The sequence below is a fragment of the Caballeronia sp. NCF2 genome (assembly GCF_023631205.1).
GTDB classification, from domain to species: domain Bacteria; phylum Pseudomonadota; class Gammaproteobacteria; order Burkholderiales; family Burkholderiaceae; genus Caballeronia; species Caballeronia zhejiangensis.
Window position 1 is genome coordinate 207454 of the sequence record NZ_JALQDN010000002.1, and the last position, 16343, is coordinate 223796.

The 16343-nt window shown below is 64.5% G+C and carries 13 protein-coding genes; 4 read left to right on the forward strand and 9 right to left on the reverse strand.

What is annotated here, in order from left to right; genetic code table 11:
* Positions 1 to 4: 4 nt before the first annotated feature.
* Positions 5 to 1384, reverse strand: coding sequence for a D-arabinitol 4-dehydrogenase (gene dalD, locus NCS02_RS03140; RefSeq protein ID WP_244807727.1), 1380 nt, complete (start codon positions 1382 to 1384; stop codon positions 5 to 7).
* 1038 nt (positions 1385 to 2422) lie between these two features.
* The gene (locus NCS02_RS03145) at positions 2423 to 3247 is read right to left on the reverse strand and encodes an EAL domain-containing protein (protein WP_008351242.1); all 825 of its coding nucleotides are present in this window, start codon (positions 3245 to 3247) and stop codon (positions 2423 to 2425) included.
* Between the two features lie 252 nt (positions 3248 to 3499).
* Between NCS02_RS03145 and hmgA the strand changes: the two genes are divergently transcribed.
* On the forward strand, positions 3500 to 4837 hold the full coding sequence (hmgA, locus tag NCS02_RS03150) for a homogentisate 1,2-dioxygenase (RefSeq protein ID WP_244807728.1): 1338 nt from the start codon (positions 3500 to 3502) through the stop codon (positions 4835 to 4837).
* Positions 4834 to 6120 (forward strand): fumarylacetoacetase, encoded by a 1287-nt coding sequence (gene fahA, locus NCS02_RS03155; RefSeq protein ID WP_244807729.1) that lies wholly within the window; start codon positions 4834 to 4836, stop codon positions 6118 to 6120. The genes hmgA and fahA overlap by 4 nt, the downstream gene beginning before the upstream one ends.
* A gap of 24 nt (positions 6121 to 6144) precedes the next feature.
* Here fahA and NCS02_RS03160 read toward each other — a convergent pair whose 3' ends face one another.
* From NCS02_RS03160 to NCS02_RS03170, 3 genes are all read right to left on the reverse strand, one after another.
* Positions 6145 to 6486: a zinc ribbon domain-containing protein YjdM gene (locus NCS02_RS03160; protein WP_244807730.1), complete on the reverse strand. Its 342-nt coding sequence runs from the start codon at positions 6484 to 6486 to the stop codon at positions 6145 to 6147.
* An 82-nt stretch (positions 6487 to 6568) separates the two neighbouring features.
* Complete coding sequence (locus NCS02_RS03165; protein WP_244807731.1) at positions 6569 to 7708, reverse strand: MFS transporter; 1140 nt, start codon at positions 7706 to 7708, stop codon at positions 6569 to 6571.
* 22 nt (positions 7709 to 7730) lie between these two features.
* Complete coding sequence (locus tag NCS02_RS03170) at positions 7731 to 8903, reverse strand: MFS transporter (protein ID WP_033537120.1); 1173 nt, start codon at positions 8901 to 8903, stop codon at positions 7731 to 7733.
* Between the two features lie 327 nt (positions 8904 to 9230).
* Between NCS02_RS03170 and NCS02_RS03175 the strand changes: the two genes are divergently transcribed.
* The gene (locus NCS02_RS03175; protein WP_008351236.1) at positions 9231 to 9674 is read left to right on the forward strand and encodes a hypothetical protein; all 444 of its coding nucleotides are present in this window, start codon (positions 9231 to 9233) and stop codon (positions 9672 to 9674) included.
* Here the strand turns inward: NCS02_RS03175 and pdeM are convergent.
* The 4 genes from pdeM to NCS02_RS03195 are packed head-to-tail and all read right to left on the reverse strand — an operon-like array spanning position 9637 to position 15595.
* Positions 9637 to 10320, reverse strand: a complete 684-nt coding sequence (gene pdeM, locus NCS02_RS03180; protein ID WP_250458196.1) for a ligase-associated DNA damage response endonuclease PdeM — start codon at positions 10318 to 10320, stop codon at positions 9637 to 9639. The genes NCS02_RS03175 and pdeM overlap by 38 nt on opposite strands.
* Entirely contained in the window at positions 10321 to 12918 is a 2598-nt protein-coding gene (locus NCS02_RS03185; RefSeq protein ID WP_250522881.1) for a ligase-associated DNA damage response DEXH box helicase, read from the reverse strand.
* Positions 12915 to 14570 carry an ATP-dependent DNA ligase gene (locus NCS02_RS03190; protein ID WP_244807735.1) on the reverse strand — a complete coding sequence of 552 codons (1656 nt, stop codon included), beginning with the start codon at positions 14568 to 14570 and terminating at the stop codon, positions 12915 to 12917. Before NCS02_RS03190 ends, NCS02_RS03185 begins: the two co-directional genes overlap by 4 nt.
* Positions 14567 to 15595, reverse strand: coding sequence for a ligase-associated DNA damage response exonuclease (locus tag NCS02_RS03195; protein WP_244807736.1), 1029 nt, complete (start codon positions 15593 to 15595; stop codon positions 14567 to 14569). Before NCS02_RS03195 ends, NCS02_RS03190 begins: the two co-directional genes overlap by 4 nt.
* 233 nt (positions 15596 to 15828) lie before the next feature.
* Here NCS02_RS03195 and NCS02_RS03200 point away from each other — a divergent pair, with 233 nt between their 5' ends.
* Positions 15829 to 16335, forward strand: a complete 507-nt coding sequence (locus NCS02_RS03200; RefSeq protein ID WP_008351228.1) for a plasmid fertility inhibition factor family protein — start codon at positions 15829 to 15831, stop codon at positions 16333 to 16335.
* Positions 16336 to 16343 lie beyond the last annotated feature (8 nt).

Consider the following 16343-nt stretch of genomic DNA (forward strand, 5'->3'; position numbering starts at 1 on the left):
CCGCCTACGGCCGATTGGCGAGCCATGCATCGACTTTCGCAATCGCGCTGCGCATCACGCGTTCGAGGCCTTCGGTCTGCGCCATGCTGCCCCACAGGAGCTTGTCGCTCGTGAAGGCCTTGACCGGATCGGGCGACGTGAAGAAGCCGTGCGCCACCGCCGGATCCATCACGCCATCCTGATAGGCATACGGCAGCTTGCCCTCGTGCCAGCGTTCGAGAAAGCGGAAGAAGAGCGCAGGCAGGATCGCGGTCGAATCGGGATCGACCTTGCGCGCGAAGCATTCCGAGAGCGTCGGCGCGATGAAGCCCGGCAGCTTCGAGAAGCCATCCGCCGCGACGCGCTGGTTCGTGTCCTTGATGTACGGATTGCTGAAGCGGTCGAGCACGACATCGCGATATTTCTCGAGATCGATCGGGCTCGGCGTGAGGCAGGGAATCACGTCGTCGGTGACGTAGGCGTCGGCGAGCGCGCGGATTTCCATGTCCTGCGTGCCTTCGTGAATGTATTGCAGCCCGACGAGCGTGCCCGCCCACGCAATGCAGCTATGGCTCGCATTGAGGATGCGGATTTTCGCCTCCTCATACGGATGCACCGATTCGACCATCTCCGCGCCGACCTGCTCCCACGCGGGCCGCCCGGCGATGAAGCTGTCTTCGATCACCCACTGGATGAACTTTTCTCCCATCACGGGCGCTTTGTCGTCGAAGCCGGTCGCGGCCTTCACGCGTTCGGCGACGTCGGGTGTCGGGCGCGGCGTGATGCGATCGACCATCGCGTTCGGACACGACGTGTTCGCGATCATCCACTCGCGCAGCGCGGTCTCGCCGCGCCGTTCGAGAAATTCGAGCATGCCCGCCTTGAAGCGGTCGCCGTTGCTGCGCAGGTTGTCGCAGTTCTGCAGCGATACCTGGCCCGCGCCATTCTTCATGCGCGCATCGAGGATCGCGGCGAGCGCGCCGTAGATCGTGGTTTTTGCGCCCTTGAGGTCGGCGGCGAGATCGGGGTTCGCGGTGTCGAGCTTGTCGTGCTCGTCGAGGTAATAGCCACCTTCGGTGACGGTGAACGACACGATCTTCGTCTTCGGGTCCGCGCCCACGGCGACGAGTTCGGCGAGATCCGCGGACCACGGCACGACCTTTTTGATCGCCCGGATCGTCTCGTATTCGCGCTCGCCCTTCGGCGTGACCGTTTCGAGCGTGTATTCGCCGTTCTGCGCGGCGAGGGCATCGAGCACGGCGTTCATGTCGCCGCGAATATTCCCGACCGCGAGCGACCAGCTTTTGTCGCCCGACTCGTTCAGTCGATGCAGATACCACGCCTGATGCGCGCGATGAAAAGACCCGGCGCCGATGTGCAGGATCACGTTGGCTTCGTTCGTCATGTCGTCTCTTCCTCTGAATGGCGGCGCGCCCGTTCTTCGCGGGCGGCTGGTCGCTTTGGCGCCACGACGGCGGCGGTCAAGGCGGTTTGAGTGAACATTTGCTCGTTCGATGATCGAATGATCGTATTCGGTTCGGCGAAAGTCAAGGCGCGAGGTGGGGTGGGGTTTGCCGCAATGCGGCGCAATTCGCGCGCCTTTGAGCGTTGGGAAGGCGAGTGGTGGAGCGCTCGCGAGCGGCGTTGCAGTGCAACAAGCGATGCGGCAGCGGGAGATCGGGAATAACCCGTAGCGGTGATGCTTTCGGCACTAAGCGAGCCAGATGCCTTCGGATCGGGGGCGGTGTTCGAGCCGATTTCCCAGCGCGTGGGTCTGCGCCTTCATGAAATCCTGTCTTCGCGTCGGTCTATTTGCACTGCCCCTGTGCGGGGCGGCACCTACTTTCTTTGCTGCTGCAAAGAAAGTAGGCAAAGAAAGCAGCTTTTCAGGCCCGCGGTCACACGCAATTTGGGTAGTCCTCTCGTCACAGGGGGCACTCGCCTAAAGAGTGCCCTCAAACACCTAATCGGGCTTGGATCGCGCACGGTCTGACGAGCTAGTTTTCCAAGGACACTGGTTCAGCACGAAACAGCATCGGCACAGCGCTACGCGCTGCCGCTGGGTCTGCAAGGGAAACCATCGGTTTGCGCGCGCAGTGTGCTAAAGATGTTAGGAGCGAAGCGCCTGCCTCCCCGATTGACCGGTCGGCCGCGAAGCGGGCCGGAGCTATTTTGTGCTGAACCCGTTTGGCGTGTGGTGCGATGAGACGGACCGTGCGCGATCCAAGCCCGATTAGGTGTTTGAGGGCACTCTTTAGGCAGCCCACGATGGACGAGAGGACTACCCAAATTGCGTGTGACCGCGGGCGTATCGGAAGCTGCTTTCTTTGCTTACTTTCTTTGCAGCAGCAAAGAAAGTGAGTGCCGCCCCGCACAGGGGCAGTGCTAATAGACCGACACGAATACGGGATCCAACGACAACCAAGACCCCGAAAAAAACACGTCACCGCGCATGCAAACTCGGATGCGCATCAAACACCGGTCCTTGCACGAAATGCACATCGAACTGCTGAAGCGCATTGAACTGCGCCTCATCGCAGACATTCGAAAAGATGAGCGGAATCCTCAACCGATGTGCATACGCCACGAGATGCTTCACCACCGAGTCCCGTAAAGCCTGCGCCGCATCCATCTTGATGAAATCGAGCCGCGCCATATCCGACACTGCCATGATCTGCCCGGCATTCGGCAGATTCCCCGCGACCTTGAATCCGTAATGCTGATAGCTCTTCGTGAGATACCCAAGAAACGTCTTGTGCGCGACCGCCGCCGCAGGCAATTCGATCACCACCCGCGACGGGTTCATCCCGAACTCCATCAGGACGGAAGAGAAGTGCAGTCCGTGGTCATACTTCACGCTCTTCAATAGCCGCTCATGCACGCGCAGAAACAAAAGCCCCGGCCGATGCGGCCCGAAGAAATTGAACGCATGCAGCGCGCGCGACAGCCGGTCCAGCACGACCAGCTCGCGATCGTCTTCCAGTTGTCCGAACGGATCGCGCGGCGCATCGCCCTGAATGAGCGTCAACGCCTGCACGCCGAGTTCATCGCCGAAACGCTCCGCGCTCTCCGGCGATGCGCTCAAAGTCTGCGGAAAGCTGTGCGTGCCGACATCGAAGATCGGCTCGTAGGCGCTCGAAATGCACAAATCGCGGTAGTGCGCGATCGCCTGACCGGCGTGCTCGTTCTCGCCAAGCACGACATGCGCGCCAAGAAACGGATGTTCCGCGGCGCGGGCGACGAGTTCAGGCAAGGACGGGGCGATCATGGATGGAGCGTCGAGTTCGTGAGGCGTGCCGTACCGGGCAATTTTCATTCGAATGGTCGATGGTATCAGCGCGCAACGCCACGTCCAGCACCAAATTCACATATTGATATGCGCGGCGAGGCCCGTCGATTAAGGGTATACGATGAATTTCACTAATCGTAATTGGTTTTACCATCCGTAAATTGCAGCGACGACATGCCGCGCACGGCGCCGTCGCCTGAACCGTTGCACTTTTCGTCGAGGATTCCGACCATGCCAACGTTCGAGACGCACACGGACGCGAACCAGCACTATCAATCGGGTTTCGCCAACGACTTCGCCACGGAGGCGCTGCCGGGCGCGTTGCCGATCGGCCGCAACTCGCCGCAACGCGCCGCTTACGGCCTGTACGCCGAGCAGCTTTCGGGCACCGCGTTCACCGCGCCGCGCGCGCACAATCGCCGTTCGTGGCTCTATCGGATACGTCCGGCGGCCGTGCACAAGCCGTTCACGCGCATTCCCGCCGACATGCTGCGCGCCAAACTCGTGGCCAATTTCGCCGATGTTCCGCCGACGCCGCCGAACCAGTTGCGCTGGGATCCGCTGCCGATGCCCGCCGCGCCGACCGATTTCATCGACGGCTGGGTGACGATGGTCGGCAACGGCGCCGCGGAATCGATGTCCGGTTGCGCGATCCATCTCTACGCCGCGAACCGCTCGATGCAGGACCGCTTCTTCTACAACGCCGACGGCGAATTGCTGATCGTGCCGCAGCAGGGACGTCTCGCGATCTTCACGGAACTCGGCAAGCTCGATATCGAGCCGCACGAAATCGCGGTGATTCCGCGCGGCGTGCGCTTTTCGGTGACGCTGCCCGATGGCGAAGCGCGCGGCTACATCTGCGAAAACTTCGGCGCGCTGCTGCAATTGCCCGATCTCGGTCCGATCGGCTCGAACGGGCTGGCGAATCCGCGCGACTTCCTCACGCCGAACGCCGCGTATGAAGACCGCGAAGGCAGGTTCGAACTCGTCACGAAGATGAACGGCGTGCTTTGGCGCGCGGACATCGGTCATTCGCCGCTCGATGTCGTCGCGTGGCACGGCAATTACGCGCCGTACAAGTACGATCTGCGCCACTTCAACACCATCGGCTCGATCAGCTACGACCATCCGGATCCGTCGATCTTTCTCGTGCTTCAATCGCCGAGCGACACGCCGGGCGTCGATTCCATCGACTTCGTGATCTTCCCGCCGCGCTGGCTCGCCGCGGAAGATACGTTCCGGCCGCCGTGGTTTCATCGCAATGTCGCGAGCGAGTTCATGGGACTCGTGCACGGCGTCTACGACGCGAAGGCCGAAGGCTTCGTGCCCGGCGGCGCGAGCCTGCACAACTGCATGTCGGGGCACGGGCCGGATGCGGAAACGTTCGAGAAGGCATCGAAGAGCGATACGTCGAAGCCCGCGAAAGTCGACGCCACGATGGCCTTCATGTTCGAGACGCGCACGCTCATCAAGCCGACTCAGTTCGCGCTCGAAACCGCGCAGTTGCAGGCGAATTATTACGAGTGCTGGCAAGGTCTCACGAAACACTTCAACCCGGAGCAACGATGATCGACGCGCTGAAGGCCACACTCGCGCCCACTTTGAAGAGCTGGATCGAATCCGCGAACGATCCCGCGAGCGACTTCCCGATTCAGAACCTGCCGTTCGGCATATTCAGCGACGCGGTGAACGCGCAGCCGCGCGCGGGCGTCGCGATAGGCGACTGGATCGCCGATCTCGCCGTGCTCGAAGACGCGCGTCTGATCGATGCGCGCGGCACGTTCCACGCATCGCGCCTGAACGACTTCATCGCGCTCGGACGCGAGACGTGGCGAGGCGTGCGTATCGCGCTGTCCGCGTTGCTCGCGCACGGCAATGCGACGTTGCGCGACGACGAAGCCTTGCGCCGCCGCGCGCTCGTGCCGCGCTCCGATGCGACGATGCATCTGCCGGTCGAGATTCCTGGCTACACGGATTTTTATTCGTCGAAGGAGCACGCGACGAACGTCGGCTCGATGTTCCGCGATCCGAAGAACGCGCTTCTGCCGAACTGGTCGGAATTGCCGGTCGGCTATAACGGGCGCGCGTCGTCGGTGGTCGTGAGCGGCACGCCCGTGCGCCGCCCGAACGGTCAGATCAAGCTGCCGAACGAAGAGCGCCCGATCTTCAGCGCGTGCCGCAAGCTCGATATCGAACTGGAGACGGGCTTCATCATCGGGCGCGGCAATGCGCTCGGCGAGCCGATCGCGTGTGAGGACGCGGAGGCGCATATCTTCGGCATGGTGCTGCTCAACGACTGGAGCGCGCGCGATATCCAGCAATGGGAGTACGTGCCGCTCGGCCCGTTCAACTCGAAGGGCTTCGCGACGACGATCTCGCCGTGGATCGTCACGCTCGATGCGCTCGAACCGTTTCGCACCGCGACGCCCGCGCAGGATCCGCAACCGCTCGCGTATCTGCGTCACGAAGGCGATCACGCGTTCGATATCGAACTGGAAGTCACGCTGCGTCCGGAAGGCGCGCACACGCCGACGACCATTTCACGCACCAACTTCAAGCTGATGTACTGGTCGATGGCGCAGCAACTCGCGCATCACACGGTTGGCGGATGCAATACGCGCGTCGGCGATCTGATGGGATCGGGCACGATAAGCGGGCCGACGCCGGATTCGTGCGGCAGCCTGCTCGAAAGCACCTGGAACGGCCAGCGGCCCGTGAAGCTGGAAGAGGGCGGCGAGTGCGCGTTTCTACAGGACGGCGATGAAATCACCCTGCGCGGATGGTGCCAGGGCGAGGGATATCGCGTGGGCTTCGGCGAATGCGCGGGGCGGATTTTGCCGGCGCGCGGGTGAAACACCGCGGCCGGTCGTTGCGGGTCAGGCTTTCCTGACGAACTCGGTCTTGAGGCTCATCGCGCCGAAGCCATCGATTTTGCAGTCGATGTCGTGATCGGCGTCGACGAGCCGGATGTTCTTGACCTTGGTGCCCATCTTGACGACGCCACCGCCGCCCTTGAGCTTCAGATCCTTGATGACGGTGACGGTGTCGCCATCGTGAAGAACGTTGCCCGCGGAATCGCGATAGACCTTCGCGGCGGGCTCCGATGCGGTATCTGTCTGCGCGGACCATTCGTGCGCGCATTCGGGACAGATGTACATGCCCGCATCTTCATAGGTGAATGCCGACCGGCATTGCGGACAGGGAGGTAAAGCGCTCATACGTTTCCTTGATGCCTCGTAGCGGAATTGAAGGCCGGAAAAGTATACCGCCGACCTCGCGCCGAACGACACGCTCGAACTCCTAACCGCGCCGCTCCCACCACGCCGCAGCGAGAAACGCGCACGCGGCCGCCGTCAGCACGCCGATGAGCGCATCGGCGCCGACGCGCTGCATCAGCGTGCCCGCGACGATCGGTCCGCCGAAACTCGCGACGCTCCACGAAGCCCCGACAATCGCCGTCGCCGAGACCAGCGACGGTCCGCGAAAGCGTTCGCCGCACGCGACGAGCGACAGCGTGTACACGCTGCCCGCCGCCGCGCCGGTCACGAAGAGCAGCGGCCAGCAGATCCACGGATACGCGATCGCCCAAGGCAAAAGCGGCAGCAGCAGCGCGACGACCACGCCCGCGCCCGCATGCACCTTCGCGCGCCCGATGCGGTCGGCGAGCCAGCCGATCGGGAACTGCATCGTCGTATCGCCGAGCAGGATCGCCGATGCGAACAGCACGCCGATATCCTCGCCGACGCCGTGCGACATCGCGAAAAGCGGCATCAGCGAGAGCGCGAGCGTGTCGAAGAGCGCGAAAAAGCCCGTGCCGATCACGAGCGCGGGCATGCGCGGCAACACGCTGCGCCAGTCGCCGTGCTCGCCTTCTTCCGATGCCAGCGCGTGCGGCGCGCCGCGTATCGATGCGAGCGCGGGCAACGCCAGCAGAAAGATCGCCCCGCAGATGGCAAAGCGCATCGACGGCAAGCCGCCGATCACGCTGACGAGCACCGGGCCCGTCATCTGGAAGAGCGTGAAGTTGGTCGCGTAGATCGCGACGACGCGGCCGCGCGTGGAGTCGTCGGCGAGTTGCGTGACCCATGCTTCGCCGATCGTGAAAAGCAGCATCAGCGCCGCGCCGCACAGAAAACGCAGCACGGCCCACAGCCACAGGTTCACGGTGAACTGCATCGCGATAGTCGAGAACGCCGCGACGATCACCGTGCCGACGATCGTCTCGCGCGCCCCGCAACGCCCCGCGAAGCGGCTCGCCACCGGCGCAACCATGAGCCCGCCGAGCGCCTGCGTCGCCGTCATCCAGCCGACGATGTCCGTGCCAAAACCCGATTGCGTCAGCGCGAGCGACGTCAGCGGCAGCGTCGCGCCGAGCCCCAGGCCGACAACCGCGACGCTCAGAATCAGCGCGAGAAAATCGCGCGAGAGAATGCCTTTCATGCAACGTACTGCCCGAAGCAACTCAGGCGGGTTGTCCGATCGAAAGACGGCGCGCGCGCTTGTCGAGCGTCGCCGAGAGCAGCGTCAGGCCGAACGCGCTCACCGCCATCAGTACGCCGACCCACGGCAGCGACGTGAGCGGTGCGCCCGCGCCGATCACGCAGCCGCCGAGCCACGCGCCCGTCGCGTTGCCGAGATTGAACGCGCCCTGGTTCAACGTCGATGCGAGATTCGGCGCATCGCTCGCGCGGTTCACGATCAGCATTTGCAGCGGCGGCACGATCGCGAAGGCGAGCACGCCCCAGAAGAAGATCGTGATCATCGCGGCGACCGGCTGATGCATCGTGCCGGCGAAGATCGTCAGAACGGCGACGATCGCGAGCAGGAAGGACAGCAGCGAACGCAGCAGCTTCCAGTCCGCGAGCTTGCCGCCGAGCGTGCTGCCGACCGTCAGGCCGAGACCGAACAGCAGCAGCACATACGTGACCGCGTGCGGCGAAAGGCCCGTCACGTCTTCGAGAATCGGCGTGATATACGTGAACACCGAGAAAAGACTGGCCGACGCGAGCACGCTGATGCCGAGCACCATCAGCACTTGCGGGTTCTTGAGCACGTCGAATTCGCGCAGGATGCTGGTTTCCGGCATCTCGATGTGCTTCGGCAGGCACACATGCAGCGCGCCCGCCGCCGCGACGCCGATCAGCGTGACGACCCAGAACGTCGAGCGCCAGCCGGCCGCTTGGCCGAGCGCGGTGCCGAGCGGCACGCCGAGCACGTTGGCGAGCGTGAGGCCGGTGAACATCAGCGCGATGGCCTGCGCGCGGCGGTTCGGCGCGACGAGATCGGCCGCGACCACCGAGCCGATGCCGAAGAACGCGCCGTGACAGAACGCGGTGACGATGCGCGCGCCCATCAGCACCCAGTAGTTCGGCGCGAGCGCGCACAGCAGATTGCCGACGATGAACACGCCGATCAGGCTCATCAGCGCCTTCTTGCGCGGCATCTTCGCGGTGACGACGGCCAGAATCGGCGCGCCGACCGTCACGCCGAGCGCATAGCCGGACACGAGCATGCCCGCCGCCGGAATCGTCACCGCGAGATCGCGCGCGACGTTGGGCAACAGGCCCATGATGACGAATTCCGTCGTGCCGATGCCGAACGCGGCAATGGCGAGAGCGAAAAGAGGCAGAGGCATGGCGGAAGAGAAGGAGATGTCACGTCTGGGCGCATCGTCGGATTGAGCGATGCAGGCGCCGAGGCGGAGTTGAAGGCTCGAATTGTACCGAAACGTCATTTTCGACGCTGGTATAAACCCTTATTCCGATCGGCCGATCCATGCTCCGGCCCGAACGGATATTCTTTCTGACGCGGCAGCGGCGCACGACTCTTGCAAACGCTGCGCCGCCATGCGTCAGATGTTTCCGGTAACACGCTCGCGGCCTCGCATTCCTTGCGCGTCGGGGGCGCCGCGCAGTGTTGGTCGCAGTGTTGGTAAAACGCAGCAACTTTTTGAACGAGAAAGATGTCACTGACAAAATTCTGTATTCACGCGGCAGCCGCCGGCACGCTGTTCATCGCTACGCTTGCGTTCGCCCAGAGCGACGCCGCCGGGCCCATCGCAACGCAGGCGGGAACGCTGCACTTTCTCCGCGATGAATCCGGCATGGCCGCGGTCATCGACAAAGAGGTATTCGATCGCTTCGACGCGAAGCGCGTCGTCCATTTCGATGAAACTTCCGGCACGAGCGACACCGTCACGCGCATGCTCGTGCAGACCGGTTCAGGCCCGATCCTCTACGATTTCCGCCGCCATCCGCCACTCGTGCAGCGCGCCGGCCAGCGCATGACGGTCAAGCGCGTGTTCTGGCAAGGCGAGGAGGTGGTGATGCAGTCGAATCTCGGCTGGTACCGCTTGCAGCGCGGCAAGCTCACGAAGCTGCAATCGTCGACGAACGTCTATCACTGAGCGGGAACACGCGCTCGCCCGCGATCACGTAGAGCGCTTCGCCGCGCACGCCGCCGTTGACTTCGAAGCCGCCCGTGAACGCGCCGAACGCCGGCAGCACGCCCGCGCGAGGGCCGAAGCGGAAGCACGGCAGACGCGCGCTGTCGACGCGCGTCGCGAGCCGGTACACCGGATGCTCGTGTCCCGCGAGCGCGTAAGCGCCATCGACCGTCTGCGGATGATGGCAAAGCGCCCACGGTCCGAGCGCGTGCGGTTCCTTCACGACATCGACGCCGTACAGCGCGGGCAGCGCGCCCGCGTGCCTGTCGTGATTGCCTTCGACGAGCACGAGCGCGAGTTCGCGATGCTTCGCGCGCCACGCGGCGAGGGCGTCGAGCGTCTCGTCGGCGTGGGATTCGCGCGCGTGCAGCAAGTCGCCGAGAAAGACGATCGATTCCGGCCGATGCGCCGCGACGAGCGCATCGAGCCGCGCGAGGCTCTCGCCGGTCGTGCCGACGGGCACCGGAATGCCGCGCGCGCGGAACACGGCGTCCTTGCCGAAGTGCGCATCGGCGATGAAAAGGCTTCGGGCGTGCGGATCGAACGCCGCGCGATCGGCGGATAGGACGAGCGCGTGGCCATTCACATCGATGGTCAAAGCTTCCATTTATGTCTTCGCCGCCTTCTCCAGATCCGCGAGCATGCGCTCGACGCGATCCGAGAGCTTCTCCGTGCTCACCTTTTCCCGCAAGCGCGCGACGATCAGCGGAAACGCGAACGGCGTGGGCTTCTTCGGCGCATGCAGCGCGAGGCGGCTCGCGCTCATGCGTTCGAGCGCCGCGCGGATGCGGCCGAGTTCGAGTTCCTGCAGCATCACTTCCTGATCGGCCTGCGCAAGCAGCAGATTGCTGCTGTCGTGCTTGCGAAAGACTTCGTAGAACAATCCGCTCGACGCCTGCAATTGCCTCGCGCTTTTCTGCTGTCCCGGATGCCCCTGATAAATCAGCCCCGACACGCGCGCGATTTCGCGAAAACGCCGCGCCGACAATTCGGATGCGTTGAGGCTCGCGAGAATGTCGTGCTCCAGATTCTCCGGGGAAAAAAGCCCTTCCGCGATGAGCGTCTCCCAGTCGAACGGTTTTGCCGACAGCAGTTCGAAGCCGTAATCGTTCATCGAAATCGAAAACGTGCTCGGCTGATCGCGTGCGACGCGCCATCCGATCAGCGATCCCAGGCCAATATGCGCCATGCGCCCCGCAAACGGATAGCAAAAGAAGTGATGACCTTCGCGCGAGCGCACGCGTTCGACGACGAGCACGCCCGGCCCCGGCAGCGCGGACCACTTCGCCTGCAAATCGAGCAGCGGTTTGACGGCGCGCATTTCCGGCTCGTCGTAGATGCCGTCGTTGGCGCGCGCGAGCATCACGAGCGCGGCATCGGCCAGTTCGGACGACAGCGGCATCTTGCTGCCCGCCCATTGCGGCATCGCCCCGCGCGATGAAGTCGCGCGTTTCACATACGCGGTCATGTCGCGCACGCGCACGAGTTCGAGCGCGCGTCCGCCGAAGGTGAAGACATCGCCGGGCTTCAAGCGCGAGATGAACGACTCCTCCATCGCGCCGATGCGCCCGCCCGTCATATAGGCGACGTTGATGGTTGCGTTTGCAACTATTGTCCCGACGTTGTTGCGATGCCTGCGCACGAGGTCTTCGCGCGGCACGCGATACACGCCGTCATCGTCCTTCACTACGCGATGAAAGTCCGGATACGCCGCGAGCGATGCGCCGCCGCGCTCGACGAAAGCGAGCGCCCAGTCGAATTCCCGCTGCGTCAGATCGCGATACGCATACGCGCTCTTCACTTCGTCGAGCATGTCGGCGGGCGTGAAGCCGCCGCCGATCGCCACCGTCACGAGATGCTGGACGAGCACGTCGAGCGGCTTCAACGGCATGTCGCGTCCTTCGATGCGCCGCTCTTCGATCGCCCAGCGCGCCGCGGCCGCTTCGACGAGTTCGAGCGCATGCGTCGGCACGATCGTCACGCGCGATACGCGCCCCGGCGCGTGCCCCGAGCGTCCCGCGCGCTGCATCAGACGCGCGACGCCTTTGGGCGAGCCGATCTGAAAAACGCGATCGACCGGCAGAAAATCGACGCCCAGATCGAGACTCGACGTGCACACGACCGCCTTCAGTTGCCCGTTCTTCAAGCCTAGTTCGACCCAGTCGCGCACTGCCTTGTCGAGCGATCCGTGATGCAGCGCGAGCAAGCCGGCCCAGTCGGGCCGCAATTCGAGCAGCGCGCGATACCAGATTTCCGATTGTGAACGCGTGTTGGTGAAGACGAGCGAGCTTTGCGCGCGCTCGATTTCGTCGGCGACGGGACCGACTTGCCGCACGCCGAGATGGCCACCCCACGGGAAGCGCTCGATGGTTTCGGGAATCAGCGTATCGACGACGAGCGTTTTCGGCTGCGCGCCACGCACCACGACGCGCGGCGTCTTCACCGGATGCAGCAACGCATCGTGCGCGAGCGCGAGATTGCCGAGCGTCGCGGACAAGCCCCAGATCTGCAGATCGGGACGCCAGCGCGCGAGCCGCGCGACCGCCAGTTGCGTCTGCGTGCCGCGCTTGTTGCCGAGCAGTTCGTGCCATTCATCGACGACGATCATGCGCAGATGCTTCAGTTCTTCTTGCGCGTTGGCGCGCGTGAGCATCAGCGTGAGGCTTTCGGGCGTCGTGACGAGCGCGGACGGCATCCGGCGACTCTGACGCGCGCGTTCCGTCGATGACGTGTCGCCGGTGCGCAGCCCGACCGTCCACGGCACGTTCAGCGCAGTGACGGCGCTTTGCAGCGCGCGGGCGCTGTCGGCGGCGAGCGCGCGCATTGGCGTGATCCAGAAGACGGTGAGCGGCGCGGGATTTTTATCGGCTTTCGATGACCGCGCGAAAGCCGCGAGCGCCCCGAGCCACACGGCCCACGTTTTGCCCGCGCCCGTCGTCGCGTGCAGCAGGCCGCTCGCGCCACGCTCGATCTCACGCCACGCTTCGCGCTGAAACTCGAAAGGCTGCCAGCCGCGCTCGTCGAACCAGCGCGCGATGCGTTCGTCGATTGGCTTTGCAGCTTCGTTCGCGTCGTACGCGAAAGGCGCGGGCGTGAAGGATTCGGCGGCGGCATCGAGTTTTGCCTGCGCCGCACGCGTGCGCGGCACGCGTCGAGGTCGCGGCGCGCGGTGCCTGCGCTCGCCGGCCGATTCGGACTCGCTCATGCCGTGGCCTCGTTCAGAAAGCCCTTGAGGATGTCGAGCGTATCGGCGTCTTCGATTTTTTTATCGGTGCGCCAGCGCAGCATGCGCGGAAAGCGCACGGCGATGCCCGATTTGTGACGCGGGCTCGCCTGTATGCCTTCGAAGCCGATCTCGAAGACGAGCGTCGGCGTGACGCTTCTCACCGGCCCGAATTTCTCGATGGTCGTCTTGCGCACGATCGCATCGACCTGGCGCATTTCTTCGTCGGTCAGTCCTGAATACGCTTTTGCGAAGGGCACGAGCGTGCGCGTGCCGTCGGCTTCGTCCCAGACGGCGAAGGTGAAATCCGTGTACAAGCTCGCGCGCCGGCCGTGACCGCGCTGCGCATAGAGCAGCACGGCGTCGATCGCATACGGATCGATCTTCCACTTCCACCACGTTCCCGACGCCTTCGTGCGCCCGACGCCGTACATCGACGCGCGTTCCTTCAGCATGAATCCTTCGACGCCGCGCGCACGGCTTTCGTCGCGCAATTTCGCCAGTGCAGTCCAGTCGGATGCCGTCACGACCGGCGACACGCGCAAGACATTCACCGCAAGCGACGACGCGAGCGCGTCGAGTTGCGCGCGCCGCGCGTGCAGCGGCTCCATGCGCTGATCGCGGCCATCGATTTCGAGCAGATCGTAGGCAAGCAGCGCGGCGGGGGAATCGGCCAGCACTTTCTTCGTGAGCGACTTGCGCGTGATGCGCGGCTGCAGTCGCGCGAAGGGCAAGGGCGCGTCCGCGCCCGGTTCCCACGCGAGGATTTCGCCGTCGATCACGGTGCCGTCGGGCAACGCTTCGCCGAGCGACGCGAGCTCCGGAAAGCGCTCCGTGACGAGATCCTCGCCGCGCGACCAGATCCATACGCGGCCCGCGCGCTTCACGAGCTGCGCGCGTATGCCGTCCCATTTCCATTCGACGATCCAGTCGTCGGGCGAGCCGAGCGTCGCCGGATCGGCCTGCAGCGGATGCGCGAGAAAGAACGGATACGGCAGGCCGATATCGCTTTCGTGCGGCGTGTCGACGTCATCGCCTTCTGCTGCCGGCGCGATCAGCCGAAGATAGCGCGCGGCGCTCGGCTTCTCGCGCGAATCGGTCCAGCCGACCATGCGTTGCGCGATGCGCTTATGATCGACGCCCGCGACCTGCGCGAGCGCGCGCACGACGAGCTGCCGCGCGACGCCGACGCGAAAGCCGCCGCCGATCAGCTTCGTCAGCAGGAAACGCTCGCTCCAGTTGAGTTCGTCCCAGTAACTCAGAAGCCGCTCGCGCAATTCGGACGGATCCGCGCCGCGCAGCGTGAGGATGCGTTCCTCGATCCATTGCGCGAGTCCGAGCGACGATTCTCCCGACGCCGGCGGCAAAACGTGCGCGATGGTTTCAGCGAGATCGCCGACCGCCTGATACGACTCTTCGAAGAGCCACTCCGGCAAGCCCGCGCGTTCGCGGGCGAACTCGGTGAGCAGACGCGTCGGCACCGACTGGCGCGGCTTGCCGCCTGCGAGAAAGTACGACGCCCACGCGGCGTCTTCGGCTTGCGCGCCCGAGAAATACGCGATCAGCGCTTCGAGCTTTTCGTTCGTCGATGTCGTCGCGTCGAGCGCGGCGTAGAGCGTCGCGAAGCGCTTCATGATGTTTGCGCCATATCGGCTTCGATGGCGTCGTCGCCGTATTCGGTCGTGAACGCGCCCGCATCGAGGCCTTGCTCGTTGAGCCAGCGCACCATCGGCTCGATCTGTCCGTGCGTGACGATCACGCGCTCGGCGCCGCTCGCACCGATGGCGAGCTGCAGGCCGGGCCAGTCCGCGTGATCCGAGAGCACGAAGCCGCGATCGACGCCCTTGCGGCGCCGCGTGCCGCGCAGACGCATCCAGCCGGACGCGAAGGCATCGCTGTATTCGCCGAAGCGGCGCATCCAGGTGCTGCCTTGCGCGGACGGCGGCGCGACGATCAGCGCGCCTTTGAACGCGGCCTTGTCTTTCGCGGCGATCTCGCTGACGAGGCGCGTCGGCGGCAACGCGACGCCCGATTCGCGATACGCGCGATTGAGCGGCTCGACCGCGCCGTGACAGAAGATCGGACCGATGGCGGCATCGACGCCCGCGAGCACGCGCTGCGCCTTGCCGAACGAATAGCAGAACAGCACCGACGCGCGGCCTTGCGCCGCGTTATGCCGCCACCATGAGTCGATGCCGTCGAAGACATCGCGCGAGCTGTCCCATCGATAGATCGGCAGCCCGAACGTCGATTCGGTGATGAACGTATCGCAGCGTACCGGCTCGAACGGCGCGCAGGTCGGGTCGGGCTCGACCTTGTAATCGCCGGACGCGACCCACACGCGGCCCTTGTGTTCAACGCGCACCTGCGCCGATCCGAGCACGTGCCCGGCGGGATGCAGCGACACGCGCACACCGTTCACGACGATTGCTTCTCCGTAAGCGAGCGCTTGAACATCGATGCCCGGCAGCCGCGACAGCAACACGCCGACGCCGGGCTCGGCCGCCAGGTAATGCGTGTGCCCGAAGCGCGCGTGATCGGCATGCGCGTGCGTGATGACGGCACGTTCGACAGGCCGCCACGGGTCGATATGGAATTTGCCCGGCACACAGAAAAGACCCTCGGGCCGCGCGACGATGAGATCGGAAGAAGTGTCCACGAGTCGTTGATCGGTGCCGTGAATGAAAGTCACATGACAAGCGATCTCGCAGGCTATGTCCATGTGTTCGATTCTGGCAACAAAAGCACATGCCGTGCCCGTCATGGCGCTTTCACGAATTGCGTCTAGGGTGTAAAAGTTTGTTTAGCCCGAGCGCCTGTTCAGCGGCGGTCGTTCAGGCTGCTTGTCAGCGAAACACGCGCGCACGGGGCGCGCGCCGCAGTCTTCCTCCTATGCCGAACATGGACACGATGGTTGCGCCGACCGCCGCAGAAGCGGTCTGGATCGTCAGATTGCAGAGCCATCCGCAGTACGACTTCGTGCGGCTGAAGCGGGTGTTCACCGACCATGGCTCGCGTCATCAGGTCGTGCTCGTCGACGTGAGGAAGCTCCTCGCGTGCGCCGATCGCGACGACACCGACTACGTGCTCAAGGCCGTCGACGACTGGCACGCGGGCAAGGTGCGCGGCATCCGCGAGTTTCTCGATCCGGACAATCCGCGCGTGCCCGAAATGCCCTACGTGACGATCAGCGTGCGCCGCTCGCCCGGGCTGCTCGGGTTGCTGGGCGTGCATCGGGAAGGTGTCGTGGCGTTTCGCAACGGCCAGCATCGCGCGCGCTACATGGCCTATGCCGGCGCCTTGTTGATGCCGGTTGAAGTGCACGAGCGCGAGGCGTCCTTGCTGCGCGAGATGTGCGCGGCGCCGGATGCGTCGAATGCGGAGTACGGGGAGGGTTGAGCGCCGCC